We start from the raw sequence: 25,841 nt of genomic DNA on the forward strand, positions 1-25,841 counted from the left end.
CACGGGGGAAGCACGACGCGGCCGGGCGGGCGGGCCCGGCCGCGTCGGCCGTGGTGGGATCGCGGCCGAGGGAGTGCGTCCCCCGGCCGCGACGGGTCACTCGAAGAGCGACAGGGTGATGGTGGACGAGTACGCGCCGGCGTCCACGTTCACGGGGGTGCGGAGGAAGAGGTCGGCGTCGGCGCTCCAGGAGCCCTCGGGGTTGACCTGCTGGGAGTTGCTGGCGACGATCGCGAGCAGCTCCTTGCCCTTCAGGCCGACGCCGTTGGCGCCGCCGTCGATGGCGGTGCCGACCTCATCGCCCGCGGCGACCTCGCCGAGGTCTCCACCGTCGACCAGGTCCGGGGTCCAGCCGAGGTTCTCGGCGCCGATGGTCGAGCCGTCGGCCGACGTGAAGTCGCTCGCCGTGCCGATGACGTACCACGCGGAGTCGGGGGAGACGTCCGCGGCGTCACGGGTGTCGGTGACCGTGACGGTGGGCAGGGTGCCGGTGAACTGGCGGCGGACGTTGTCCGAGCCGGTCTCGGTCAGCGTCGTCGAGTCCGCGGCGACGGTCATCGAGAGGGCGCCGGTCCCGGGGAGGTCGGCGATCTCGACGTTGATGTCGACGTCGTCGTTGCCGTAGTTGACCTCGGCGGCGAACGCCGTTCCGGCGACTCCGAGCAGGAGGACGCCTCCGGCCAGTCCAGCGGCTCCGCGGATCAGAAGGGATCGGGTGTTCATGTCGGGTGTTCTCCGTTCTCCGGCCGGCGTCGTCGCCGGCTCGATCTCAATGGGTGTGGGTCGTGCCCGCGGATCAGCTGCAGCTGGCCGCGGAGTAGGGGGCGGTCGCGGAGGCCGTGGCCGGCTTCCCGCTGATGAACGCGGTCGCCGTGGCGGTCGCGGATCCGTCGGTCACGCTCGTCGCCCGGGTGGTGAAGGCGGCCGAGACGGTGGCGCCGGGAGCGACGTCGGCGAAGCTCTTGGAGCCCCACGTCGTGCCGATCACGATCTTCGCGGCGAAGGCGTTCGGGTTCGTGGCGGTCGCGGTGACGACGATCTTCCCGGCGGCGCAGCGCGTCGTGGAGGTCGTGGTCACGGCGATCGCGGGTGCCGAGTCGGTCACGGGACCGACGGAGGCGGAGGCCGTCGCCGGCGTCCACTGCGGCTTCGCGGCGGTCACGGCCACCGAGATCGTCGCTCCGCGGTCGGCGGCGGTGAGCGTGTAGCTCGACGCCGTCGCCCCGCTGATCGCGGTCCCCCCGCGCTTCCACTGGAAGCCGGTCGCCGTCCACGGGGAGGAGGCGGAGGCGGTCAGCGTGCTGCCCACCGTCGCCTTCCCCGTGATCGAGGCTGCGAGCGGCGCGGTGTCGACGATCGTCTGCGCGGCGACGCTGGTGAGGGTCGGGACGACCTTCTGCATGAGCCCGGTCGTCTTGTCGAAGGTCACCCGGTCGATCGTCGTCTCGCGGTGCTGGCCGTCTCCGCCGGGGATGGCGAAGCGGTGGTAGGCGATGTACCAGTCGTCCGTGCCGGGCACGTTGACGATCGAGTTGTGGCCCGTGGCGAGGATGCCCTGCGAGGTGTCCTTCTCGAGGACCACGCCGCGGTAGGTCCACGGTCCGTCGACGCTCGTCGAGGTGGCGTAGCCGACCTTGTAGTTCTCCGAGCCGGTGTCGTCGATCGAGTAGGTGAGGTGGTACAGACCGTCGCGGTAGTTCAGGAACGCACCCTCGCGGAAGTCGGTCAGACCGCTGATCTTCTTGATCGTGCCGGTCTTGATCGAGAGCATGTCGTCGGACAGCTCCCCGTAGAGCGGGTCGCCGTTGCCCCAGAAGAGGTAGCTCTTGCCGGTCTTCGGGTCGGTGAACGCGGCGGGGTCGATCGCCTGGCCGGACCGCACGGACTCGCCGTTGGTGATCATCGCGGTCGGCTGCGCCGTGAACGGGCCCATCGGGCTGTCCGAGACGGCGACTCCGATCGTCTTGCGGTTCAGCGAGGAGTTCTCGCCGGAGAAGTAGAAGTAGTACTTCCCGTTCTTCTCGATGATCGTCGGCGCCCAGGCGTTGCCGGTCGCCCACGGCACGTTGCCGTTCGCGCCGTCGAGCGTCAGGAAGGGCTGCTCCGAGCGGGTCCAGTCGATGAGGTTCTTCGAGGACCAGGCGTAGAAGGTCTTACCGCCCCAGCCGGCGAAGCCGTCCGAGGTCGCGTACAGGTAGTAGGTGTCGCCGAAGACCGCGATGTTCGGGTCGGCGTTCAGGCCTGCGAGGACGGGGGACTTCATGACGACGGCCTTCAGGGTCCAGGTGGTCGCGGTGCCGCCGGCGGCGGGCGTGAGCACGACCGTCTGCGGGGTGGAGAGGTCGCGGACGGTGCCGGAGGCGGGGCTCGCCGTGACGCCGGCCGCGGTGGAGAAGGTCGGGGTGAGCTTCGTCAGGTCGGTCCCCGGCTTCACCGGGAAGGTGACCGTCCTGCTCGCCGAGTCGACGATCGGGGCCGTCTTCAGGACGTCGCCGCTGAGCGACAGGTCGACCAGGGCCGACGTGTTGCCGGAGGCGGCGAGCACCTCGGAGGCGCTGAGGGCCCGGTTGTAGACCGAGAACTCGCGGATCTGGCCGCGGAAGCGGTTGTCGGCGTCGTAGTTCGAGCGCCCGATGTAGTTCGCCGAGGTGGAGCCGCCGCCGATGTCCTTCGGGTCGGTCGTGACGGTGCCGCTGGCGACCTTCACTCCGTCGAGGTAGATCGTGCCGGTGGTGCCGGAGAGCGTGTACGTCAGGTGCGCCCAGGTGCCGCGGGGGAGGGCCGAGCCGCCGGCGACGGTCTGCTCGGTGGTGTAGTTCCCGGTCGCGATGCTGGTGCGGTAGTTGTTGCCCGAGGTGAAGAGGTAGCCGTCGCCGGCGCCGTTCGTGGTGTTGCCCAGGCCGTAGAGGAAGTAGGCGCCGCCCTGAGCGGGATCGATCCAGACGTCGGACTGGATGGTGAGGTCCGTCACTCCGGCGAGCAGGTCGTTCGGCAGCTTGACGTAGTCGTCGGTGCCGTCGAGCTGCAGGGCGCCGTCCTTCCAGGTGCCACCCGAGGGCAGCGTGCCGTTCTGGTTGTTGCCCGAGCTGTCGCGCACCGTGGTGCCCGAGCCGCCGTCGAAGGTGTAGCGGAGGATCTCGCCGGCCGCGTTGACCGGCTTCGCGGCGGGGCCGGTGCTGCTGGTGCCGTAGGCGGCCGTCAGGCGCGCCTCCTCAGCGCTCGAGAGGCGGAGCACCGAGCCGTGGCGGAAGGGCTTCGAGAACGAGTACGTGTTCGCGCCGGTGGTGCCGACAGGAAGCGCCGTGAACCGCATGTCCGCGAGGGTGTCGGTGACGTAGGCGGAGTAGCCGAACGAGTCGCCCATGACGACCCAGCGGCCGTCGGGCAGCTGGTAGACGGTGAGGCCCTCGAGGTGGTCGGAGAGGCCGCGGGACTTCTCCTCGCCGAAGCCGATCACGCGGGTCCAGGGGCCGGCGAGACTCGGGGCCTTGTCGACGACCGTGCGCCAGTCGGCGGTGGAGAAGCGGTAGTACGTGTCCCCCTCCTTCGCGATGGTCGTGTCGATGATGCTGCCGCGGCTCCCGCCGCCGGCGGCGGGGTTCTCGTCCAGCCAGACCTTCGGGGTGGAGAAGCCGACGAAGTCGCGCGTGGTCGAGACGTAGACGCGCTGGGCGGAGGCCCCGCCGGTCAGCGTCTTGTCGCGGGCGGCCCAGTAGACGTAGTACTGGCCGGTCGCGTCGTCCCAGATCGCCTCAGGAGCCCAGACGTTGCCCGCGTCGGGGAAGCCGGCGAAGACGATGCTCTGATCGCTCCAGTTCACGAGGTCCGTCGAGCGCCAGACGACGAGGTTCTTGCTCGCGTTGGTCTGGTCCCAGGTGCCGCCGGGAGCGGTGCCCTCGGCGTGCAGGTCGGTGCCGATGATCCAGTACTCGTCGCCGGTGGGGGAGCGCACGAGGTGCGGATCGCGGACGCCGAGGGTGCCGCCGAGGTTGGCGAGCACGGCCTTGTCGTTGTTGAGCTTCGACCAGTGCAGACCGTCGGTGCTGGAGCCGAAGTAGATCTTCTCGTAGTCGGTCGAGGCGAAGTGGGTCCAGAGGTAGCCCGCGTCGTACTCGGTGTCGAGGTCCGCGGGAGCCGCGGTCACCGTGACGGGCAGCTGCCGGGTCGCGGTCGTGCCGGCGATCGTCGCGGTGAGTGTGACGGGCGTGGCGGCGGACCGGCGCTTCACGACACCGGTCGTGCTGAGCACGGCCGTGTTCGAGGAGGACCAGGCGACGTCGTAGGAGCCGGCCTTCGCGGGCAGCGTCACGTTGCCGCGGACGTCGCCGGAGTTGACGATCGAGAGGGCGTCGAGCGCCTTCTGGGCGTCGGCGTTCACGTCCTTGGCGGGCACGGTGGCGGTGAAGGTGCGGGTGGCCGTGGCCGAGCCGCGGGTGGTCGTGGCGGTCAGCTCGACCGAGGCGACCCCGGTCGCGGGTGGCGTGACGACTCCGCTGGTCGAGACGACCGCGGAGTTGCTCGAGGCCCAGGCGATGGCGGAGCCGTTGGGGCCGGTCGTCGGGAGGGTGAGGTTCGCGGAGACCGAGGAGAGGCTCCCGAGGTCCAGGGCGGCGGAGTCGCGGGAGACGCGCGTGCTGTCCGGGGCCTGGAGGGTCGCGACGTCGGCCGCGCTGAGCGCCGTGCTGTAGACGCGGAAGTCGCGGACCGAGCCGGCGAGGGTCTTGTCCGCCGTGTAGACGGAGCGACCGATCGCGTTCGCGGTGGTGGTGCCGTTGCCGATCGCGGCGGGAGTGATGGTCACTCCTGTCTGCTGCGCGACCTGGGTGCCGTCGAGGTAGAGGCGTGCGGTGTCGCTCGCGTCGTCGAGCGTGTAGGTGAGGGTCTTCCAGACGCTGCGCGCGAGGTTCGCGTTGGAGTTGACGGTCTGCTCGGTGGTCCAGTTGCCGGTGGCGATCGAGGCCTTGTAGCCGTTGCCCGTCGTGTAGAGGTAGCCGTTCCCGGCGCCGTTCGTCGTGTTGCCGAGGCCCCAGATGAAGTAGGGCGTGCCCTGGTTCGCGTTCACCAGGACCTCGGTGCTGACCGTGATCGAGTTCAGGCCCGCGAGCAGGTCGTCGGGCAGCTTGACGTAGTCGTCGGTCCCGTCGAGGGCGACGCCCGCGGCTCCGCGAGGAGCGGCTCCGTTGACGAGCGTGCCGGTGCGGCCCTTGCCCGAGCTGTCGGCGACGGTCGTGCCGCTCGTCTCGTCGAGCGCGTAGCGCAGGACGAGGCTGTCGGAGGGAGCTGCGCTCGCCGACTGGGCCGTCAGAAGGGGGACGGTGAGGGCCACGGCCGTCACGAGGACGAGTGGTCGCAGGAAAGGCTTCATCGCGCTTTGCTCCAGGGTCGGCACCATTGCTGAGGGGAGGGAGTGTGCCGGCTTCGTACGCGGCAATGTTCACGGTAACACTATGTTGACGACAACGTGAAGAGCCTAACCGGATCATTTCCCGACACTCCAGAGGAGAGGCGAACCGGTTCGACGAATCCCGAGTGCATCCTGGAGCGACGCGTACGCCGATGTCCGGTCGGATCAGCCGCGGTCGACGTCGCGCGAACGGCTCAGCGCGCGGTCCATCGCCCTCAGCGTCCGGAAGCCGGCCCGCTCGGCCACGGCCGCGCGAGCCGAGGGCGAGAGCGACGGGCTCGCGGCGAGCAGCGACGCGGCGAGGTGCACGCGCCGCTCGCGGAGGGTCGCGGCCACGGTCGTGCCCCGGCGGTGGAAGGCGCGGTCCAGCGTCGCCCGCGAGACGCGGAGCCGCATCGCGAGAACGCCGGCGGTGAAGTCCGCGTCACCCGCCTCCGCATCGATGACGGCGATCGCGCGGAGGAGGACGCCCTCGAGTCCGTCCTCCGGACGGGCGGGCGGCAGGCTCTGCTTGATCAGGGCCGACGCGGTCGCCTCGAGCGCCCGGCGCAGCTCGCTGAAGCCGGGATCGCCCGCCGCGAGGTCCGCGTTGAGGGTCGCGTTGACGAGGGAGACGAAGGCGCCGCTGTAGCTGTCGGCGGCGAGCAGGGTGCAGGACGGCCCGTCGGACTGTGCGCTCGTGAGGCCGAGCCTGCCCCAGGACGTCCTCAGCGCCAGCCAGGCGGAGTCCTCCTCCGCCCGGAACCGAGCGGAGTCGTCGCGTTGGAGGAGGGCGAGCCCGCCGGGCCGCAGACGAGCGGCCTCGAGAGGGCCGTCGACGACGATCTCGCCGGCGACCGGGACGATGAGGTCGACCTCGGCCCGGTCGGGGGCGGGGAGGGGCGGGTCGGTCCGGAGCGTGCCGGGTGTGTGCCAGAGGCGGCTCAGCCGGAAGCCGTCGACGGCGAGCACGTCCCCGGCGAGGTGCAGGGGCGGAGCTCCGTCGCTCGCCCAGCCGAGGCTCCTCAGCCACGCCTCCACGCGGGGACCGCTCAGCTGCAGCGTCTCGACGAGACCGCGCGGGGCGGCCGGCTGCTCGGAAGCGGTCACCGGGCTCCTTCGCAGCGGGGACGGGGTGCGCGGGCGGTGACCACGTTAGGCCGGGGGAGGGGCGCCGAGACGGGGTGGCGCGTTCCTCCTCGGACGAGGCGCCCGTCCTCGGCGGGAGGGCGGAGGCGGCCCTCCTCGCCCGCGGTCCGGCAGGACGCGGGCGGAGAGGGCCGCCGGGCGCGGATCAGCGGCAGTCGGTTCTCGCCTTGATCCAGTGGGGGTTCAGCGCGCCGTCTCCCTGGGCGGTGATCCCGGCCGCATCGGGGCCGGTGCTGGCACCGGAGCCGATCTTGGTCCACGTGTTCTGCGCCGTGCTGTAGTACCAGATGTCGCCGTTCGCCTTCACGGAGACGTTCCCATCCGCTCCCTGACCGTAGGTGCGGACGAACCCGGAGTTCTCCGGAACGGTCGCGAGCCGGGTGCCGTACTGCAGGACCCCGTCCTTGATCCAGTGGATCTCGAACGTCCCGCCCGGCCGCTGGGTCAGTCCGGCGGCGCTCGGCTCGGTGCTGGCTCCGGTGCCGACGAGGTCCCAGACGTTACCCTGCGGGGTGTACCGCCAGATGTCGCCGTTCGACTTCACGGCGATCGTGCCGCGGGTGCCGAGGCCGTAGACGCGGACGAATCCGGAGTTGGTCGGCACCGTGGCCGCTGCGGTGCCGTACTGCAGGACTCCGTTCTTGATCCAGTGGACGTTCAGGGTCCCGGCCGGGTTCGCGGAGATGCCGGCCGCGCTCGGCTCGGTGCTGGCGCCGGTGCCCAGAAGGGTCCACTCGTCGGCCTGGCGGTTGTACCGCCAGACGTCGCCGTTCGCCTTGATGGAGACGTTCCCGTCCGCGCCCTGACCGTAGGTGCGGACGAATCCGGAGTTGTTCGGAACGGTCGCGAGCGCCTTGCCGTACTGGAGGACTCCGTCCTTGATCCAGTGCGCGTTGTAGGTTCCGTCCGGCTGCTGCGTGAGCCCGGACGTGCTGGGCTCCGTGGAGGCGCCCGTGCCGAGCTTCTGCCAGCCGTCCGACCGCCGGTACTGCCAGATGTCGCCGTTCGCCTTGACGGAGACGTTGCCGTTCACACCCTGCGAGGAGGTGTGGATGAATCCGGAGTTGTCGGGAACAGTGGCGAGGCCCGTGCTGTACTGCAGGTCGCCGGTCTGGCGGACCGGGAACGGGGCGTTCGTCTTCGCCGAGCCGCCGAAGGCGAGGGCCGAGCCGGTCGAGGGGCCCGCGATGACGCCGCCGACCGGGATGGTGGCGACTCCGTTCGCGTCGGTCACGAAGGTGTCGGTCCCGCTCCCTCCGAAGCGGAAGCCGGGCGGGGTGTTCACCCGCACAGGGACGTTCGCGACGTTGCCGCCGGTGAGGGTCAGCGTGATCGGCGCCGTGTTGGGCGTGCACGCGATCATGGTCGGGATGGAGCTGAACACGAGGGTCTGCGTGGCAGAGGCGGCGGCGGCCGGGGTGGCCGTCGCTGCGGCGATCACGGGCAGGGACCAGGTGGCGCCGGCGACGACGGTGCGTCGCCTCAGCGGACCCTGCTCAGCGGGAGAGTTGTCGGAAGTCACAGTGAAGCTCCTCGGTCTGTCTTCTCGCCGGCGGCCTGCTCGGAGGACGGTCGTCGTCCGCTCGGCCGCTTCGGCGGGTACGACGGGCGCCGTACCGCTGGGGAGTCTTCCCGCGGGCGGGCGGTCGGCCCAAGCGCTCGGGGGCAGGTGAGGAGGAAGTGGCGCTGCCGTGAGGAGGGAGTGGTGAGCTCCGGCGCCGCTCCGAGTCGCGACAGCCCTCCCGACCGGGTGCTCCCGTCGGTCGCCCGTCGCCGCCGGGGCGCCGCCAGTGCGATGAGCGGGAGCGCAGCCGTCCGCTGTGACCGGTCCGGTGACAAACGGAGCACGCGCGGGCTGCGAATCACTCCTGTGGTGAGGCGTCAGCGTGCCCGCGAGGAGGGGGCGCCCGATGAGGTCGAGATCGGCCGAGATGTACCGGCGGATGGCCGAGCACTGGAACGGCGTGGAGGCCCGTTCTGGACTGCGGGTCGAGGCGACGGGCTCGCTCGGCTTCGAGATCGCCAGACTGTGGATTCCCGGTGGCTGCGTTCTCGAGCAGAAGCCGCAGTCGCGCTGCCCGCCGGGCGCGCATCTGCTGCTGGTCGTCGAGGGCGGAGGACGCATCCGACAGGACGGACGGATGCTCGAGTGCGGCAGTGGTGATCTGGTGGTCATCGACGCGGAGCCGCGGACCGGGGCGCGCTTCCCCCGCTCGACCGTGATCTACGCCTGGGTGCTCGGCGAGCGGGCGCTGGAGCAGCGCTGGATCACGGAGCGCTTCGGCGAGGTCCTGCCCGTCGCCGGCTGCTTCCTGGCCCCGGCGCGGGCGCTGATGAACGGTCTCCTCGACGGCGACCCCGCTCTGGCGGAGCAGCCCGCCGTCGCCCGGGCGGGCGAGGCCTTCCTGAAGGAGCTGGTCGAGGGCTCCGCACCGCGCAGGCGTCCCCGCGCCGAGGACGTCTATGGGGAGGCCATGGCCCTGATCGAGGAGCGCCACCGCGATCCCGCCTTCACCGCCGCCCGGCTCGCCCGCGAGCTCCTGGTGTCGGAGCTGACGCTGGCTCGCGCGTTCTCCTTCCTCGGGCGGACGGCCGACGACGAGCTCGAGCGGCGCCGGGCGGGCACCCTCCTGCTCCTGATCGGCGGGCGGTCCCTGGCGACGGCCGACTTCGCGCGCTCGGCCGAGGAGGCGGGCTTCGCCTCCGAGGGGAGCGCTCGCCGCGCGCTGTGGCGGCTCTCCCAGCGCCGCTGACCGCGACGGTCCCCGTGGCCGTCCTCCCGGTCCGGCGACGGCGTGCGGCCGGATTCCGAGCGCGAGGCGCGGAGGCCTGGGAGATCCGTGCGAACGTCCGGCGGTGATCGACAGATGAGGGATTCTGTTCGTTCGACGCGGAGGAGGCGGGAGATGGGGGCCGCAGAGGAGCGGATGCAGGCGTTCGCTCGAGCAGGGGACGAGCGCGGGACGGGCGCTCCCGGTCTGCGGATGGACGCAGCGGACGGACCGGGACTCGCGCTGACGCGGGTGTGGGGGCCGAACGGGATCAGGGTCGCCCTCTCGCCGTCGGTCGACAGGGCGGACAGGCCGGTGGGCGTTCACATCTCCCTGATCGTCGAGGGCGGGGGCGAGGTCGTCCTCGACGAGGGCGTGCTCGAGGCGACGCCGAACAGCGTCCTGCTCCTCGACGCCAGGGTCCCGGTGCGCATCGACTGCCGGCGGCCCACCCTCTCGTACACCTGGAGCTTCGACGCCGCCGTGCTCGAGCACCGGTGGGTCCGCGAGCGGATCAACGAGGTCGTGCCGGTGCGCGAGTCGGTCTGGACGCCTGCCCGCGCCCTCGCGAACAGCCTGATCGAGGGCGATCCGGCCGTGCTGGGCGCCGCCGGCGTGAGGCGGGCGAGCGAGCTGCTGCTGGAGGGGATCGTCGAGCACAGCGCTCCGCGGGTCCGGACCCGCGGCGCCGACCAGGTCTACGCGGAGGCGATCCCGGTGATCGAGGCACGCCACCGCGACCCGGCGTTCTCCGCCGCGGTGCTCGCCCGGGAGCTGCTCGTCTCCCCTCGCATGCTCGCGGAGGCGTTCGCGTTCCTCGGCCGCACGCCGGCGGAGGAGATCGCGACGCGACGGGCGGGCACCCTCCGGCGCCGCATCGGCCTGCGGCGGCGGGGCCCTGCCGACTTCGCCCGCCTCGCCGAGGAGTGCGGCTACGGCACCCGCGAGCAGGCCGCGCTGACGCTCAGCCGCTCCGCCTCCTGAGGCCGGCGGAGCGCCCCGGAGACGACGGCGCCCCCTCGTCCGCGGAGGGACGAGGGGGCGCCGGGGGAGATCGGGCGGGAGCCCGGTCAGGTCTTGCTGCGGGCCATGACGGCGCGCTGGAGGAGGACGAAGACCAGGAGGATGCCTCCGGTGATGATCGTGGTCGCCTCCGGCGGGATGCCGCCGTCGCGGGTGATCAGGACGTTCATCAGGCCGAGCACCAGGGCGCCGACCACCGAGCCGAGCACGAAGCCGACGCCGCCGGTGAGCAGCGTGCCGCCGATGACGGTCGCCGCGATGGCGTCGAGCTCCCAGCCGGTGCCGGTGATGTTCTGCGCGCTGCCGAGGCGGGCGGTGTAGACCACACCGGCGAGACCGGCGAGCGTGCCGCTGATGATGTAGATGAACAGCTTGGTCCGCACCACCGGGAGGCCCATCAGGGCCGCCGACTGCTCGGAGCCGCCCATCGCGTAGACCGTGCGGCCCAGGCGGGTGCGGTGCAGCACGAAGAACGCGCCGGCCACGACGAGGATCGCGATGATCACGCCGGGGCTGATGACGAAGTCGTTGACCTTGGGGCCGTCGATCAGCTTGATCGGCGTGGCCAGGCTCAGCACGGCCGAGTCCTCGGGGAGGCGCTCCGGGACGGTGCTCAGCATGGAGGCGAGACCGCGGGCCAGGAACATCATCGCGAGCGTCGCGATGAACGGCTGCACGTTGAAGTACTGGATCAGGACGCCGGAGATCACGCCGAACAGGGCGCCGATCACGACCATCAGGACCATCACGAGCCAGGGGTTCCAGCCGGCGTTGATCAGGAGCACGCCGCTCACGCTGCTGAACGCGATCACCGCGCCGACCGAGAGGTCGATGCCGCCGGTGAGGATCACGAAGGTGAGGCCCACGGCGAGGATGATCAGGTGCGCGTTGTTGACCAGCAGGTTCGAGATCGTGCTCGCCTGCAGGATCCGGCCGTAGGCGGCCTCGCCGTAGACGATCATCCCGAAGAAGATGATCAGCGCGGCCAGGGTGGGCAGCTTGTCCAGGTGCTGGCTCAGCCAGCCGCGCGCCCCGGAGGTGCGCTTGGTGCTCGCCGGAGGGGCGGAGCGGGTCATCACGGCACTCATGCGGGGATCGCCTCTTTCTGCGGGACGCTGCGGCGCGCCTCGCGACGGGACTTGAAGGCGGAGCGGACGCGCTCGGACTGCAGGAGGCAGAGCGCGACGATGACGATCGCCTTGAAGGCGGGCGTCGCGGAGGACGAGACTCCGAGGAACACGACGGTCTTGTCGAGGGTGGCGATCAGGATCGCGCCCACGGCGGCACCGGTGATGTTGAACTTGCCGCCGGCGAGCGAGGTGCCGCCGATGACGACCGCGAGGATCGCGTCGAGCTCGAGCTGGTAGCCGGTGCGCGAGACGTCGACCGTCATCACGCTCGCCGTGGCGAACACGCCCGCGACTCCGGCGAGGATTCCGCTGCCGATGTAGGCGGTCATCAGCAGGCCCCGGCGGTTGATGCCCGCGAGGCGGGCCGCCTTCGGGTCCATGCCGATGGCCTCGATCATCAGGCCGAGCGCGCTGCGGCGCACCAGGACTCCGACGACCACGACGATGGCGATGGCGAGGAGGAACACGACCGGGAGCCCGAAGACGTACCCGTTCGCGAGCCAGCGGAAGGGCTCGTTGGTGGCGGCGGTGTTCTGGCCGCCGGTGATGACCTTCGCCAAGCCGCGGCCCGCGAGCATCACGACGAGCGTGCTGATGAAGGGCTGGAGGCCCACCACCGAGACGAGGATGCCGTTCACGGCTCCGAGCACGGCGGCCACCAGGAGGGCGACCGCGAAGGCTCCCGCTGCGGCGCCGAGCGAGTCGGGCGCTCCCGCGGAGTTGAGGAACTCCATCGAGACGGCGCCGGCGACGACCATGATCGAGCCGACCGAGAGGTCGATGCCCCCGGTCGCGACGACCAGGCACATGCCGACGGCGATCATCAGGATCGGAGCGGCGGCGCGGGCGATGTCGATGACGTTGCCGACGAGGTAGCCGGTGGTGGGGCTGACCGAGACGGCCAGGTAGCCCGGGTCCTTGACGACGTTGACGAGGAGGAGCAGGGCGATCGCCACGACTCCCCAGAAGTACTGGCGGCGGATGATCCCGCCGAGGACGGATCCCCGGGCGGGTCGGGTGTCGCTGCTCATGATGCGGCCTCCTGCGTGGCGCTCTCGAGGACGACGACGTCCTCGTCGACGACTCCCTCTGCGGCGATGGTAGTGACGATCGACTCCGCAGTGACAGCGGGACCGTTGAGGATCTCCGCGATCACGCGGTGGTCCTTCAGGACGATGATGCGGTCGCTGAGACGGACGACCTCGTCGAGCTCGGACGAGATGAAGACCACGGCGACGCCCTCGCCGGCGAGGGCGACGACCTTCTCCTGGATCTCGGCCTTGGCCCCGACGTCGATGCCGCGGGTCGGCTCGTCGAGGATGAGGATCTCGGGGGCGGTGGCGAGCCAGCGGCCGAGGAGGACCTTCTGCTGGTTGCCGCCGGAGAGCTTGCTGATCGGGCGGTCGGGGTCGGCCGGGCGCACGTTGAGCTCGACGAGGTACTTGCCGACGATCTCGTCCTTCTCCTTCTTGGAGAGGGGGCGGGCCCAGCCGCGCTTGGCCTGCACGCCGAGGATGAGGTTCTCGCGGACCGAGAGGTCGCGGATGATGCCCTCGTCGCGGCGGTTCTCGCTCGAGAACGCGATCTTGTGGGCGAGACCGGCGGTCGGCGTCGGGACGTCGATCTTCTTGCCGTGCATCGTGATCTCGCCGGTGTCGGGCTTGTCGACGCCGTAGATCAGGCGCGCGAGCTCGGTGCGGCCGGAGCCGAGGAGCCCGGCGAAGCCGACGACCTCGCCGCGGTGCAGCGTCAGGTCGGTGCTCTCGATGGAGCCCTTCTTGCCGATGCCCTTCGCGGTGTAGAGCGGGGCGTCGCGGTAGAGGTGGTCCTGGCTCTCGCGCTCGGAGTCGAGGGAGCGCAGCGCCGCGATGTCCTTGCCGATCATCTTCGAGATCAGCGAGGTGCGGTCGAGCTCGTGGGTCAGGTACTCGCCGACGAAGGTGCCGTTGCGCAGCACCGTCAGGCGGTCGCTGATCGCGTAGACCTGGTCGAGGAAGTGCGAGACGAAGAGGATCGCGACGCCCTCCGCACGGAGGCGGCGGATGACGACGAAGAGGTTCTCGACCTCGTTCGCGTCCAGGCTCGAGGTCGGCTCGTCGAGGATGAGCACCTTGGAGTCGCTCACCGTCGAGCGGCTGATCGCGACCAGCTGCTGCATCGCGATCGAGAGCGAGGCGAGCGACTGGCGAGTGTTGAGGTGGCCGAGGCCGAGCTTCTCGAGCGCGACCTTCGCGGCCTGGTGCGTGGCCTTCCAGTTGATGCCGAAGGGTCCGCGGACCTCGTAGCCGAGCATCACGTTCTCTCCGATGGAGAGGTTCGTGACCAGGTTGACCTCCTGGTACACGGTGGAGATGCCCGCGGCCTGCGAGTCGGCGGTGCCGGTCAGGCGACGGGTCTCCCCGTCGATCACGATGTCTCCGCTGTCGATGCGGTAGACGCCGGTGAGGGCCTTGATGAGCGTGGACTTGCCGGCGCCGTTCTCACCCATGAGGGTGTGGACCTCGCCCGGGAACAGGCGGAAGTCGACGCCGTCGAGGGCTTTCACGCCGGGGAAGCTGATCGAGATGTTCTTCATCTCGACGATCGGAGGCGAACCTGTCATGTCGCGTCGTTCCGTTCTCGAGCGGGGCGCAGCCGAACAGGTGCGCCGAAGGGTCGGAGCGACCGGGGCCGGCGGAGAGCCGGCCCCGGTCGCTCCGGGGGAGTGGTGCCGCGTCGAGGACGACGCCGGGCGACCGGTGGTGCTGAGCGACTAGAACTTGCGGTCGGGCAGCGCGGTGGTGGCGGCCTCGGGCGAGTCGAAGGTCTCGCTCGGGACGACGATCGAGGACTCGACCGTCTCGCCGGCCAGGGTCTTCTCGACCGCGTCGAGGGCGGTCTCGCCGAACAGCGGGTTGTACTCGGCGACGAAGCTCAGCTCGCCGTCGGCCAGCGCCTGCAGGGCGTTCTTGGTGCCGTCGATCGTGGCGATCTTGACGTCGGTGCCGGGGGTGAGGCCGGCCTCCTGGACGGCCTGGACGGCGCCGAGGCCCATCTCGTCGTTCTGTGCGAAGACCAGCTGGACGTCGTTGTTGTTCGACTTCAGGACGGTCTCGAAGACGCTCTTGGCCTCTTCGGTGGACCAGTTCGCGGTCTGCGCGCCGATCTTGGTGAACTTCGAGTCGGCGCCGATGACCTCGTCCCAGCCCTCGTTGCGCTCGTTGACGACCGAGACGCCCGCGGGGCCCTCGAGCGTGAAGTACTTCGCGCCGCTCGGGAAGGTGGTCTTGGCCCAGTCGGCGACCGAGGTGCTGACCGCGATGTTGTCCGGCGCGATGCGGGTCACGTAGAGGTCGGTGTTGTCCGGCTCGATGCCGCGGTCGATCAGGATGACCGGGATCTCGGCCTCCTGGGCGCGCTCGAGCGAGTCCTCCCAGCCGGAGCCCTCCGTGGCGGAGAGCAGGATGATGTCGACGCCCTCGTCCACGAAGGAGGTGAAGGAGTCGATCTGCGACTTCTGGTCTCCGTTGGTGGCGGGTGCGTACTTCAGGTCGAAGCCGGCGTCCTTGGTGAACGTGTCCTCGATGTTGGTCTCGTTCGCCTGGCGCCACGCGCCCTCGGGGCCGACGGCCACGAAGCCGACGGTGGTGAGGTCACCGCTCGAGCCGGAGCCCGAATCGGTGCCGGAACCGCCCGAGCAGCCCGCGAGTCCGAACGCGAGTGCGCCGACTGCTGCGAAACCCAGGAACTGGCCGATACGCCTCGTCTTGGACATAGATCTCCTCCTTGAGATCGCGGGCACGAAGAGAGTGCCCGAGATGGTGGACCCCGAAGGGCCTCGAATGCGGGCCTAGCGGCCCGAGGTGCGGTGAGTGCAGGATGTGCAGTGGGCGCCGGCCGAAGCAGCGCCACGTCGAAATGTTACCGTGAACAATTCTTGTGACGCAACAGCACGGCGGTGCGCTTCGGTAACGATCCGGTCGCGGGGCCCGCAGGGCCCGATGGCAACCCTCTGCCCGGTGGTCGGGCCCGGGAGTAGCTTCCCTGGCCATGATGCTCCCTCGATCGCGCTCCGTCCCCGCGACGGCCGCGACGGCGGCCCTCGTGCTCGCGCTCTGCGGATGCTCCGCGGACGGCACGGCGGCCCGCCGCGCGGCCGACGCCTTCCTCTCCGCGCTCGCCGACGGCGACGGCGCCGCGGCGTGCGCGCTGCTCACCGGCTCCGCCCGCGACGCCGTGGAGGACCGGGAGGGCGACTGCCCCGGCGGCGTGCTGGAGCTCGGGATCGCGGAAGACGGAGCAGGGGACGCCGAGGTCGACGGCCGGGCGGCGATCGTGCGCTCCGGCGGCACCGCGGTGTTCCTCACCCCGGGCGACGACGGCTGGCTGGTGCGCGCGGCCGGCTGCGCGCCGGTGGCGGACGCGCCCTTCGACTGCGTCCTGGACGGGAGCTGACGTGCGCACCGCTTCCGCCCCTGTACTACGCCGTGATCGTGCTCGGCCTGATCGGGTTCTTCGCCGTCGGGATCCTCGGGAGGTGAGCCGGATGCGCCGCTTCCTGCGCGAGAACGGACTCTCGCTGTTCTTCCTCGCGATCTTCCTGCTCGCTCTCGCCGGGCAGTCGTTCGCCGGGCTCGCCGCCTACAACGACACCCAGGTCGCGGAGGGGCTGCGGGAGGTCGGCTACTGGCGCTTCGTCACCTCCTCCGACTTCGCGATCGACGTCGCCGAGAACTCGCAGTCGGAGTACCTCCAGTTCTTCCTCTACATCGGAGCGACCGTCTGGCTCGTGCAGCGCGGCTCGCCCGAGTCGAAGCGGGTGGGCGAGGAGGGGCTCGAGACCGACGAGCAGCAGAAGGCGGGCGCGTCCGCGGAGGACGACTCGCCGCCCTCGGCCTCCGCCGGCGGCGTGCGGCAGGCGCTGTTCTCGCACTCGCTGCTGCTGGTGATGGGGGTGGTGTTCCTGCTGTCCTGGGCGGCGCAGTCGGTGACGGGCGTCGTGGCCTACAACGAGGAGCAGCTGACGAGCCTGGAAGCGCCCGTCGACTGGCTCGGCTACGTCTCCTCCGCCGACTTCTGGAACCGGACGCTCCAGAACTGGCAGTCGGAGTTCCTCGCGGTGGGCAGCATGGCGGCGCTCGCCGTGTTCCTGCGCGAGCGCGGGTCGAGCGAGTCGAAGAAGGTGGGCGACCCGCACGGGCGGACGGGGATCTGAGTGGTCAGGGGGCGTCGGATCGGACGCGGATCTCGTCGCCCTCGAGGGCGAACCGCAGGGACGTGCCGATCGGGAACCGCTCGCGCAGGGCCTCCGGCGCCGCCGACGTCACGGTGAACTGCGCGACCGCGGGGAACGCTCCGGCCGTGCAGCCCTGGAAGAACAGGCCGTCCTGCGGCTCGGCGGTCCGCACGATGGAGAGGCACGAGCCGGCGCTCGAGGAGCGGCGCTGCCGGACGACGGTGAGCCCCGTGTCGGCGGGCAGGCTCTGCCGCACGACGGTGAGCCCGCCGAAGTCCTCGGTGGTGACCGATCCGTCGAACCCCAGTCCCTCCCAGCCGGGGAGGTCGGTGCCGTTCGACAGCGGCAGCACGGCGACCTCGCGGCCGGGCTGTCCGTCCTCGGCGGTGGCGAGGAGGGTGGCCCCCGCGGCGACGGCGGCCGTCGCGGCCAGCGCGGCGAGGAGGAGGAGGCCGCGCCGACGGGAGCGGCGGGGCGGGACGTGGCCGAAAGGGTCGGACTCCTCGTCGGCGGAGGCGTCCGCGGAAGGTGCCGCGTCCTCCGGCGCCGCGTCCCCGGAGACCGCGGGAACCACCGCGTCCGGCAGTGCGGTGCCGAGGGCGGGGCGGACGCGGGCCTCGAGCGCGGAGAGCCGGGCGAGCGCGCCGGGGTCCCGCTCGATGTCGGAGCCTCGGCCGTAGGCGCGCCGCTGCAGCTCCGCGAGCTCGTCCGGTCGCTGATCGTCCACCCCCGGATCCTCGCAGGCCCGGCGCCCGAGCGGGACCCGCCGGCGCGTCGAGGTCCTGGCGGTCGAGCAGCCCGGACGGCTCATCGAGACCCGGTGGACGGTGCGGCCGCTCGGCCGGCGGGGGAGGTCAGTCGTCGTCGTCGTCGAGGTCGTCGTCGCGGTCGGCGGCGATCATCTCGACGATCGTGTCGACGGTGAGCCAGGGGCCGTTGCTGACCTCGCCGATCTTCTCGCGGTCCTTGAAGACGACGATGCGGTCGCTGAGGCGCACCACCTCCTCCAGCTCGGACGAGATGTAGACGACGGTCACCCCCTCCTTCGCGAGCTGCGCGATGTGCGCCTGGATCTCGACCTTCGACGCCACGTCGATCCCGCGCGCCGGCTCGTCGAGCACGAGCAGCCGCGGACGGGTCGCGAGCCACCGCGCGAGGACCACCTTCTGCTGGTTGCCTCCCGAGAGGTACTTCACCGGGATGTCCGGGTCGGCCGGCGAGATGTTCAGCGCCTCGACGTAGGTGCGCACCAGGGTGTCGGTCTCGGCGGCTGACAGCGGGTGCGCCCAGCCGCGCAGAGCCTGCAGGCCCAGCACGAGGTTCTCGCGGAGGGAGAGGTCGCCGATGATCCCGTCCTCGCGGCGGTTCTCGCTCGAGTGGGCGATGCGGTGGCGCAGGCCCGACACCGGGTCGGAGATGCGGGCGGGCTCGCCGTCGATCAGCACCTCGCCGGTGTCCGGCTTCTCGACCCCGCTCACCAGCGACGCCAGCTCGGTGCGCCCCGAGCCGCGCAGGCCCGCGAAGCCCACGATCTCGCCGCGGTGCAGCTCCAGATCGGTCGGGCCCACGGCGCCGCGGCGGCCGATCCCGTGCGCGCGGTAGATCGCCGGGCCGACCGGCTGGCGGCGGTGCTCGCGGCGGTCGGAGCCGATCTGCCGCAGCGCATCGATGTCCTTGCCGATCATCTTCGCGATCAGCTCGGCGCGGTCCATGGTGTGCGCCGGGTACTCGCCGACGGTGCCGCCGTCGCGGAGCACCGTCAGCCGGTCGCTGAGGGTGAGGACCTGCTCGAGGAAGTGCGAGACGAACAGGATCGCGACGCCCTGGTCGCGCAGCCTCCGCAGCACCGTGAAGAGGCGGGCCACGTCGCTGAGGTCGAGGCTGGAGGTGGGCTCGTCGAGCACGAGCACGCGCGGACGGTCGACCATCGCGCGGCTGATCGCGACAAGCTGGCGGATCGCCGGCGAGAGCGAGCGCAGCGGCAGGTGCGGGTCGAGGTCCTCCAGGCCCAGCTCGGCGAGCATCTCGGCCGCGCGGTGGTGGGTGCGCGACCAGGAGATGCCGAAGCGGCCGCGGACCTCGTGTCCGAGCATCACGTTCTCGCCGATGCTGAGGTTGTCGGTGAGGCGCTCGTCCTGGAACACGGCCGTGATGCCCGCTGCCTTCGCCTCCGCCGGGCCGCTGAAGCGCCGGGCGACGCCGTCGACGAGGATCTCGCCCGCGTCGGGCTGGTGGATGCCGGTGAGCGTCTTGATCAGCGTGGACTTGCCCGCGCCGTTCTCGCCCATCAGTCCGTGGATCTCGCCCGGCACCAGCCGCAGGTTCCCGTCCTTCAGAGCGGGTCCGGAGGCGAAGGAGACGCGGATGCCGGTCATCTCGACGACGGGTGCCGCGGAGCTCCGGGTCGTCCTCGATGAGATCGCCACGTGCCGTCCTCGGTTCGTGTGCGGCGCGCCGTCAGGGTCCGGCGTGCCAGGGGCTGCCGCCGATGATACGCGAGCGCATGCGGCGGGACGGGAACAGGAGGGTCACGATCGGGGAGCGGCCGTGGAGGAGCGGATCACCAGCTCCGTGGGGATCCGGGTGCGCTGCGGGATCTCCTGGCCGCGGATCCTCGCGTGGATCACCTCGGCGACCGTCGTCCCGAGCTTGTCGAAGTCCTGGCGGACCGTCGTCAGCGGCGGGAGGAAGTGGCGGGCGGTGGGCAGGTCGTCGAAGCCGACGATGCTCATGTCCTCGGGCACGCGGATCCCGCGCTCGACGAGGCCGTGGATCACTCCGAGCGCCATCTCGTCGTTCGCGACGACCATCGCGGTGAAGTCGGGCACCGACTGCAGGCTCGCGGCGAAGTCGTACCCGGAGTCCGGGGTCCAGTCGCCGATGACGATGGGGCGCTCGTGCATCCCCCACGACTTCGCGCGGCTGTGGAAGGCGCGCTCGCGGGCGCGCGCGTCGAGCCAGTCGAGGGGGCCGGAGAGGTGCAGCACGTCGCGGTGGCCGAGGTTGCCCAGGTGGTCGACGGCCTGGAACATGCCGGCCTGCTGGTCGACCGAGACGGTGAGGAAGCTCGGATCCTTATCGCTCTTCACCACGAGCGTCGGCACGCCGATCTCGACGGTGCGGAGGGTCGCCACGGAGGAGGAGCGCGGCGCGATCACGCAGAGCGCGTCGATCCCGAGGCCCATCAGGTGGGCGATCGCGTCGGTGGGGGTCATCTCGAGGTCCGGCCGCAGCGCGACGGAGGTGATCGAGTACCCCTTCTCGCGGGCGGCGCGCTCGATCGCGCGGAGGGTGCTCGACGGCCCGTACTCGGCGCCGCTCTCGATCATCACGCCGATGCGGTCGGTGCGCTGCGTGACGAGGGAGCGGGCGGCGATGTTCGGCCGGTAGTTGAGCTCGTCGACCGCCTCGAGGACCTTCTGGCGGGTCGATTCCTTGATGTTGGGGTGCCCGCTGAGCACGCGCGACACGGTCATGTGCGAGACGCCCGCGACCGCCGCGACATGGCGGAGGTTCGGCCGATCGGCCATGAGAGGACCTCCTCCGCTCCCCGGGCGGGTGAGCCGCGCCACCCCGGCGCGGACGAGGCTCAGAGGGCTCGGCTGCCGGGGGTGGCACCAGCATAGTCAGGCGGGGCCGACCTCCCGGTGGGCGCCTCCTGAGCGGCGGGCATCGTCCGATCCGCTGCGGCATCCGCCGTGGCGCGGGGCGGGCGGGACCGTCCCGGTCGCGTCGCTCTCACTGCGGTCCTCGATGATCGAGGGGGCTCCGGGGCGTCGTGAGCCCTCGCCAGAACACGTCGTGCAGGGAATGCTCGGCGACGAGCTCCGGAAGGATCGGGGCCGCGTCCGCTCCTCGTAGGAGGATGTCGTCCAACGAAGCGATGACGTCCACGACCGAGCGCGGAGTGAACTGCCCGGCGAGACGTTTCGCCTTCGCACGGACGTTGTTGGGCGTGGGGCCCGCATCGATCACGGAGTGGTTCCAGAGCCGGCTGTGGTGAGCGCACCGGTTGCGCAGGTAGACGAGTGCGCGGACCCGGTAGGCGAAACCGGCTCGGGCGACTCCCAGACCGGACGCGACGTCCCCCGCAAGCGATCCTCGTGCCCCTCGCTCGATGCATCTCGACAGAGTTCCGAAGGACCAGGCCTCGACGGCCGACCACACCGGTAGCTCGCCGAAGGCGGCCGCGCCCCTGCCGCCGGGGAGCTCCGTGAAGCGGAGGACATGCCGTTCCCTGCTGCGCTCGATGTCGCGGAGGCACGAATCGACTGTCGACTCCGCGTTCGGAGACTCGGAGTAGAAGCTCTTCTCGAGAGAGCACTCGTACGGGCCGTGCTCACGAGCGATGACATGAGCCGTACGGCTGCGGAGAAGGATCTCGGCATGAGCCAGTCGAGCACGCAGGCTCTGCCGCAGCGCTTCATCTGCGTCGCAGACCGCTCGGACGTCCTCGAACGAGACTCCGTCCGCGAACGAGTCGTCCCCGTCGTGCGGAGCCCGCTGGAAGTAGCGGGCGTACCCGGAGAAGCGGTAGTGGTTCTGCGCGGCCAGGTAGCTCGTGCAGGCCTCCCCGTCGGCGATGCCGAGCCCGCGGTCACGGAGGAGCTGGACCTGCGGCTTCCACGACAGGCTCGGTTTCCGTGCCATCGCAGTACCTCGGTGCCGAAGAAAAAGGCCCCTCCCATGTGAGCATCGCGGAGAGGCTTGGGAGGGGGTCGATCGGATCGAATCTACCAGGCGTCCCTCAGCCGTGGTCCCTGCGGCGCCACTCGACCAGCAGGTGGCACGAGTGCTGATCGGACCATCGCCGCAGGACGGAGAGGGCCGACCGCTGCGGCGCCGAACGCTGCGGGTCTTCGAAGGCGCGGGGCGGGCGAGTACTCTCGGGAGCCTCATGGCACGCGACAACGAACCGACCGTCACCCTCACCTATCCTCTTGAGGAGCGCCTGCGCGCGCAGGTCGCCCGCGAGGGGGAGCGCAACGTCGCTCTGCGATCCGCGGCCCTGCTCACCGGCGGCTACGAGGGCGAGTCCTTCCTCCTCACCGTGGGCGGCGAGCACGCCGACGGGATCCTCAAGGGAGCGCCCTCCCTCTACTGGCCCGAGCTCTGGGGTGCCCGCGCGCTCCTCTACGTCTGGGACGACGACGCCGCCGACGCGGTGACCGCCGGACTCGCGAACCCCTCCTGGCGCGTCCGCGAGATGTGCGCCCGCGTCTGCGCCGAGCGCGTGCTGGGCGGGCAGAAGAAGCTGTCCCGCCTGACCACCGACGAGCACCCCCGGGTCCGCGCGGCCGGAGCGCGCGCTCTCGTGGCGGCCGCTCTGGCGGGGATCTCCTCCGGTCGCGACGCGAAGGGCGAGTTCGCGGCGAGCGTCGAGGCCGTCCTGACGGGCATGCTCCGCGACCCGGACCGCGACGTCCGCCGCGCCGCGCAGCAGTCGGCCGACGCGCTGCGGGACGCCCGCTCGGCCTGAGCGGACCGTCCGCCGGCGGTCGAGGCGTCGCGAAGGGCCGCCTCCCGGCTCGGATGACGACCGTTCGTGACGCCTCGGAGCCCCGGGGGCTCAGCCGACCAGGTGCGTCGCGCGCTCGAAGGCGCGCTTCAGCTCGTCGCGCTTGCGGGGCTGGCTCATCGCCCGCTGGCCGGGGCTCCACGAGTCGATGACGGTCGGGCCGTCGACCAGGTACGGCTCGATGTTCTTCTTCCAGCCGCTGGTCGGCGCGGTCCCGGCGTTGACGACGACCCGCAGGTCGGGGAGCAGCGGCAGGAGCCGGCGCAGCTCCATCGCGCCCTGCCGCACCTCGTCCGCGTCGGGGGCGCCGTCGAGCTGCCACGGCACGATGTTCCAGATCAGGGTGCGGGCGTGCAGTCCGACCTCGTCGCGGAGGGTCCAGGTCGAGGCGGCGGTCGCGTCGTCGTTGTCGACCGAGACGAAGCCGGAGCCGTCGGGGGCGGTCGACATCGGTCCCGGGGCCTCCAGCACGATGAGCGCACGCGCCTCGACGCCGGCCTCGGCCGGGTCGAAGTCGGGCACCACGGCACCCGGATGCCTGCGCATGCGCCGGGCGAGGAGCTCCTCGCGGAACGCCCGGAGGGGCTGCACCGAGGGCTCGTCCTCGAGCAGGGCCCGGCGCTCGTCGAGGGCGGAGCGGTCGCGGAAGCCGTACGGCTCGGTCAGGAACACCCTCCGAGGCTAGTCGCGATCGGCGCCGCCGCGGGAGGCGGGCCTGCGGGCGCCCTCCTGGGTGACCCCGGCAGGGCCTGGCTCGCGCCGCCCCCGGCTCCTACGGTCTGACTGCAGTCGAGAATCTGGACCGGAGGGGGTCACCGTGTCGGACGAGCCGTCAGTGAGCATCGGGGTTCCGTACGTCGAAGGGGGGTCATCGCCGCAGGTGCTGGACGTGTACAGCAGGTCGGTGTCCCCGGCCGAGGACGCCGCTCGGCCGGCCGTCGTGCTGATCCACGGCGGCGGGTGGTTCCGGGGGGACAAGAGCAAGGAGCGGGCGCTCGCGACGATGCTGGTCGACGCCGGCTACCTCGTGTTCGCGGCGGACTACCGCGAGGCTCCGGACTCGGTCTTCCCGGCCAGCAGGGACGACGTGCTCGCCGCGGAGCGGTGGGCGGTCGCGTCCGAGTGGGCGTTCGACCGGAGCAGGCTGGCGTTCTTCGGCGGATCGGCGGGCGGGAACCTGGTCGTGGAGGCCGCGATCGCCACCGGCCGGCCCGCCGTCAGCTGGTCGGGGATGTTCGACCTCCTCGGCATCGTCGAGGCGACCGACGACCTCCCGGCCACGCCGACGACGCAGGACCTCGACGCCATGAAGAGCGCCGACATCAACCAGACCGGCCGGAACGACGCCTTCCTGCGCTGGACGATCCTCAACGAGGTCGGGGGCGACCGCGGGCTGCTCACCGCCGCCTCCACGACGCGCCACGCCTCCCCGGACGGCGGGCCGGTGTTCCTGGCCAACTCGCTCGGCGAGTTCGTCCCCGTGAGCGACGCGCAGGCCATGCAGGCGGCGCTCTCGGCGGTCGGAGTCGCCAGCACGCTGCAGCTGATCCCGGGCACCCGTCACGCCGAGGGCTACACGGAGGCGGCCATCGGCCCCTCGCTCGCCTTCCTCCGCGACGCCCTCCCGCCGGCCCGCGCATGACGACGACGGAGTTCGCCGGAGTCGGCAACGTCTTCTACTTCGTCGACGACCTCGACGCCGCTGTCGCCTGGTACTCGGCGAGGCTCGGGCGCGAGCCCGTCGTCCGCGGCGGGGCGCTCGTGGCCTACGACCTGGACGGCACCCGTCTGACGCTGCACGAGCGGGACGAGCTGAACCGGCCCGGACCCGACGGCACGAGCCCGTACTGGACGGTCCCCGACGTCGACGCCGTCGTCGCCGACTGGACGGCGAACGGCGCCGTCGCCCACCGCGGTCCGAAGACGGTGTTCACGGGGGAGCGGCTGTGCCAGCTGCTGGACCCGTTCGGCAACCTCTTCTCGGTGCGGCAGGCCGTGCCCCGTGACTGAGGACGTCGCTCCGGCTCCCGCCGCCCCGGCGCAGACGTCCGCGCCGGCGCAGCCGTCGGCCTGGGCGCCCATGGCGATCACCGCCTTCCGCGTGCTGTGGTTCGCCCAGCTGGGCAGCAACATCGGCACCTGGATGCAGACCGTCGGAGCCCAGTGGTACCTGGTCGAGGCGGCCGCGGGCGCGGCGGTCGTCGCGCTCGTGCAGACGGCCAGCCTGGCGCCCTCGATCCTCGTCGCCCTCCCCGCGGGCGTGCTGGCCGACTCGCTCGACCGGCGGCGGCTGCTCATCTGGGGGTCGTCGGCCAGCGCGCTGCTGGCGGCCGCTCTGACGGTCGTGGCGGCGGTCGGCGCGCTGACGCCGTGGACGATCCTGGCGTTCACCTTCCTCCTCGGCATCACCTCCACCCTGACCTCGCCCGCCTGGCAGGCGATCCAGCCGGAGCTCGTGCCCCGGAACCTGATCGCGGCGTCGTCGGCCCTCGGAGGGGTGACGGTGAACGGCGCGCGCGCGGTCGGCCCGGCCCTGGCGGGCGTCGTCCTCTCGGCGTTCGGCGCTCCGGTGGTCTTCGGCATCAATGCCCTGAGCTTCATCGGCGCGGTGCTCGCTCTGCTCTGGTGGAAGCGGCCGGCGCAGACCGGCCTCGACGACCGCGAGCAGTTCGGCGCCGCGCTGAAGGGAGGGATCCGGTACGTCGCCTCCGCGCACCTCGTCCGCCGGATCCTCCTCCGCTCCGCGCTCTTCGCCCTGCCCGCCAGTGCGCTCTGGGCGCTGCTGCCGCTCACCGCGAAGCGCCTCCAGCTCGACTCCAGCGGCTACGGCTTCCTCCTCGGGGCCCTCGGTGCCGGTGCCGTGCTCGGCGTCTTCGCCCTGCCGCTCGCCCGCCGGAAGCTCTCGGACGACGTCGTGATCGGGGCGAGCGCCGTGCTGTTCGCGGCGGGGACGCTCGCGGCTGCCTTCCTGCCCCTCGTCCCGGCGCTGCTGCTGCTGGTCCTCGCGGGGCTGGCCTGGATCGGCACCCTCACCGTGCTGAACGCGGCACTGCAGCTCGCACTGCCGCAGTGGGTGCGGTCCCGCGGAGCCTCGATCTACATCCTGGTCTTCATGGGGACCATGGCGGTCGGCTCGATCGGCTGGGGCCTGGCCGCGCAGGTGCTCGGCACCGCGCCCGCGTACGCCGCGGCGGCCGCTCTGCTCCTCCTCGTGGCGGCCAGCGTGCGGGTGCTGCCCCTGCTGCCGGGGACGGGCACCGTCGACCGCAGCATCTCGATGTCGTGGCCGACGCCCACGCTGGTGTTCGAGCCGGAGCCGACGGACGGGCCGGTGATGGTGCAGATCTCGTGGACGGTCCGCCCCGACTCCCTCGCGGACTTCCGATCGGCCATGCGGCTGCTGGAGAGCTCCCGCCGCCGGACCGGCGCCTCGCGCTGGGCGCTCTACCGGAGCGGGGAGGAGGCCGACGTGCAGCTGGAGACGTTCATGGTGCCCTCGTGGGGCGAGTTCCGGCGGCAGGAGACCCAGCGGCTCACCGGCCGCGACCGCGAGATCCGCGCGGCGGCGCTGACCCACGCCGACGGCGATCCCGTCGAGCGGCACTTCTTCCCGAGCGCGACGCCCTCCTCCTGAGAGAGGGAGCGGCGGCGA

At 71.6% G+C, this 25,841-nt stretch carries 21 protein-coding genes; 8 read left to right on the forward strand and 13 right to left on the reverse strand.

The features are described from left to right. Nucleotides 1-96 precede the first annotated feature (96 nt). From C5D09_RS10690 to C5D09_RS10705, 4 genes are all read right to left on the reverse strand, one after another. A complete protein-coding gene (locus C5D09_RS10690; RefSeq protein ID WP_104227017.1) occupies nt 97-723 on the reverse strand; it encodes a hypothetical protein in 627 nt (208 codons plus the stop codon). A gap of 73 nt (nt 724-796) precedes the next feature. Continuing rightward, nucleotides 797-5,365: a family 43 glycosylhydrolase gene (locus C5D09_RS10695; protein ID WP_181074597.1), complete on the reverse strand. Its 4,569-nt coding sequence runs from the start codon at nt 5,363-5,365 to the stop codon at nt 797-799. Between the two features lie 204 nt (nt 5,366-5,569). Beyond that, a complete protein-coding gene (locus C5D09_RS10700) occupies nt 5,570-6,493 on the reverse strand; it encodes a helix-turn-helix domain-containing protein (protein WP_104269276.1) in 924 nt (307 codons plus the stop codon). Between the two features lie 184 nt (nt 6,494-6,677). Continuing rightward, a complete protein-coding gene (locus C5D09_RS10705; RefSeq protein WP_104269277.1) occupies nt 6,678-8,054 on the reverse strand; it encodes a hypothetical protein in 1,377 nt (458 codons plus the stop codon). Nucleotides 8,055-8,442: 388 nt separating this feature from the next. Between C5D09_RS10705 and C5D09_RS10710 the strand changes: the two genes are divergently transcribed. Both C5D09_RS10710 and C5D09_RS10715 read left to right on the forward strand, forming a co-directional pair. Then, nucleotides 8,443-9,285, forward strand: coding sequence for a hypothetical protein (locus C5D09_RS10710; protein WP_104269278.1), 843 nt, complete (start codon nt 8,443-8,445; stop codon nt 9,283-9,285). A gap of 153 nt (nt 9,286-9,438) precedes the next feature. Then, nucleotides 9,439-10,287 carry a hypothetical protein gene (locus C5D09_RS10715; RefSeq protein WP_104269279.1) on the forward strand — a complete coding sequence of 283 codons (849 nt, stop codon included), beginning with the start codon at nt 9,439-9,441 and terminating at the stop codon, nt 10,285-10,287. Between the two features lie 86 nt (nt 10,288-10,373). Here C5D09_RS10715 and C5D09_RS10720 read toward each other — a convergent pair whose 3' ends face one another. The 4 genes from C5D09_RS10720 to C5D09_RS10735 all read right to left on the reverse strand — a co-directional run bounded on the left by C5D09_RS10720 (nt 10,374) and on the right by C5D09_RS10735 (nt 15,210). Beyond that, complete coding sequence (locus C5D09_RS10720; protein WP_104222391.1) at nt 10,374-11,414, reverse strand: sugar ABC transporter permease; 1,041 nt, start codon at nt 11,412-11,414, stop codon at nt 10,374-10,376. Then, nucleotides 11,411-12,487, reverse strand: a complete 1,077-nt coding sequence (locus C5D09_RS10725; RefSeq protein WP_104227011.1) for an ABC transporter permease — start codon at nt 12,485-12,487, stop codon at nt 11,411-11,413. Before C5D09_RS10725 ends, C5D09_RS10720 begins: the two co-directional genes overlap by 4 nt. Continuing rightward, nucleotides 12,484-14,058: a sugar ABC transporter ATP-binding protein gene (locus tag C5D09_RS10730; RefSeq protein WP_104222393.1), complete on the reverse strand. Its 1,575-nt coding sequence runs from the start codon at nt 14,056-14,058 to the stop codon at nt 12,484-12,486. The genes C5D09_RS10725 and C5D09_RS10730 overlap by 4 nt, the downstream gene beginning before the upstream one ends. Nucleotides 14,059-14,208: 150 nt before the next feature. Then, on the reverse strand, nt 14,209-15,210 hold the full coding sequence (locus tag C5D09_RS10735; protein WP_104222394.1) for an ABC transporter substrate-binding protein: 1,002 nt from the start codon (nt 15,208-15,210) through the stop codon (nt 14,209-14,211). Nucleotides 15,211-15,485: 275 nt separating this feature from the next. Between C5D09_RS10735 and C5D09_RS10740 the strand changes: the two genes are divergently transcribed. Together C5D09_RS10740 and C5D09_RS10745 are read left to right on the forward strand one after the other, a co-directional pair. After that, nucleotides 15,486-15,890: a hypothetical protein gene (locus C5D09_RS10740; protein ID WP_104269280.1), complete on the forward strand. Its 405-nt coding sequence runs from the start codon at nt 15,486-15,488 to the stop codon at nt 15,888-15,890. A gap of 91 nt (nt 15,891-15,981) precedes the next feature. Next, nucleotides 15,982-16,650, forward strand: coding sequence for a DUF6766 family protein (locus C5D09_RS10745; RefSeq protein ID WP_104269281.1), 669 nt, complete (start codon nt 15,982-15,984; stop codon nt 16,648-16,650). Between the two features lie 4 nt (nt 16,651-16,654). Here the strand turns inward: C5D09_RS10745 and C5D09_RS10750 are convergent, their stop codons facing one another. The 4 genes from C5D09_RS10750 to C5D09_RS10765 form a co-directional block, all read right to left on the reverse strand. Then, nucleotides 16,655-17,398 carry a hypothetical protein gene (locus C5D09_RS10750; protein WP_104269282.1) on the reverse strand — a complete coding sequence of 248 codons (744 nt, stop codon included), beginning with the start codon at nt 17,396-17,398 and terminating at the stop codon, nt 16,655-16,657. 127 nt (nt 17,399-17,525) lie between these two features. Next, on the reverse strand, nt 17,526-19,046 hold the full coding sequence (locus C5D09_RS10755) for a sugar ABC transporter ATP-binding protein (RefSeq protein ID WP_104255631.1): 1,521 nt from the start codon (nt 19,044-19,046) through the stop codon (nt 17,526-17,528). A 153-nt stretch (nt 19,047-19,199) separates the two neighbouring features. Then, nucleotides 19,200-20,201, reverse strand: a complete 1,002-nt coding sequence (locus C5D09_RS10760; protein ID WP_104222399.1) for a LacI family DNA-binding transcriptional regulator — start codon at nt 20,199-20,201, stop codon at nt 19,200-19,202. 208 nt (nt 20,202-20,409) lie between these two features. Next, entirely contained in the window at nt 20,410-21,321 is a 912-nt protein-coding gene (locus tag C5D09_RS10765; protein WP_104269283.1) for an Abi family protein, read from the reverse strand. Nucleotides 21,322-21,568: 247 nt separating this feature from the next. Between C5D09_RS10765 and C5D09_RS10770 the strand changes: the two genes are divergently transcribed. Beyond that, entirely contained in the window at nt 21,569-22,150 is a 582-nt protein-coding gene (locus tag C5D09_RS10770; protein ID WP_258066976.1) for a HEAT repeat domain-containing protein, read from the forward strand. A gap of 90 nt (nt 22,151-22,240) precedes the next feature. Here C5D09_RS10770 and C5D09_RS10775 read toward each other — a convergent pair whose 3' ends face one another. Beyond that, nucleotides 22,241-22,861: a hypothetical protein gene (locus C5D09_RS10775; RefSeq protein ID WP_104269284.1), complete on the reverse strand. Its 621-nt coding sequence runs from the start codon at nt 22,859-22,861 to the stop codon at nt 22,241-22,243. Nucleotides 22,862-23,078: 217 nt separating this feature from the next. On the opposite strand from C5D09_RS10775, the gene C5D09_RS10780 reads away from it, so the two are divergent. From C5D09_RS10780 to C5D09_RS10790, 3 genes are read left to right on the forward strand one after another with little or no spacing between them, the layout of a single operon-like run. Next, nucleotides 23,079-23,831, forward strand: a complete 753-nt coding sequence (locus C5D09_RS10780) for an alpha/beta hydrolase (protein WP_181065720.1) — start codon at nt 23,079-23,081, stop codon at nt 23,829-23,831. Beyond that, nucleotides 23,828-24,199: a VOC family protein gene (locus tag C5D09_RS10785; protein WP_104234343.1), complete on the forward strand. Its 372-nt coding sequence runs from the start codon at nt 23,828-23,830 to the stop codon at nt 24,197-24,199. The genes C5D09_RS10780 and C5D09_RS10785 overlap by 4 nt, the downstream gene beginning before the upstream one ends. Next, a complete protein-coding gene (locus C5D09_RS10790; RefSeq protein ID WP_258066977.1) occupies nt 24,192-25,823 on the forward strand; it encodes an MFS transporter in 1,632 nt (543 codons plus the stop codon). The genes C5D09_RS10785 and C5D09_RS10790 overlap by 8 nt, the downstream gene beginning before the upstream one ends. Nucleotides 25,824-25,841: the final 18 nt, after the last annotated feature.

The sequence above is a fragment of the Rathayibacter sp. AY1C9 genome, from assembly GCF_002932315.1.
Taxonomy (GTDB): domain Bacteria; phylum Actinomycetota; class Actinomycetes; order Actinomycetales; family Microbacteriaceae; genus Rathayibacter.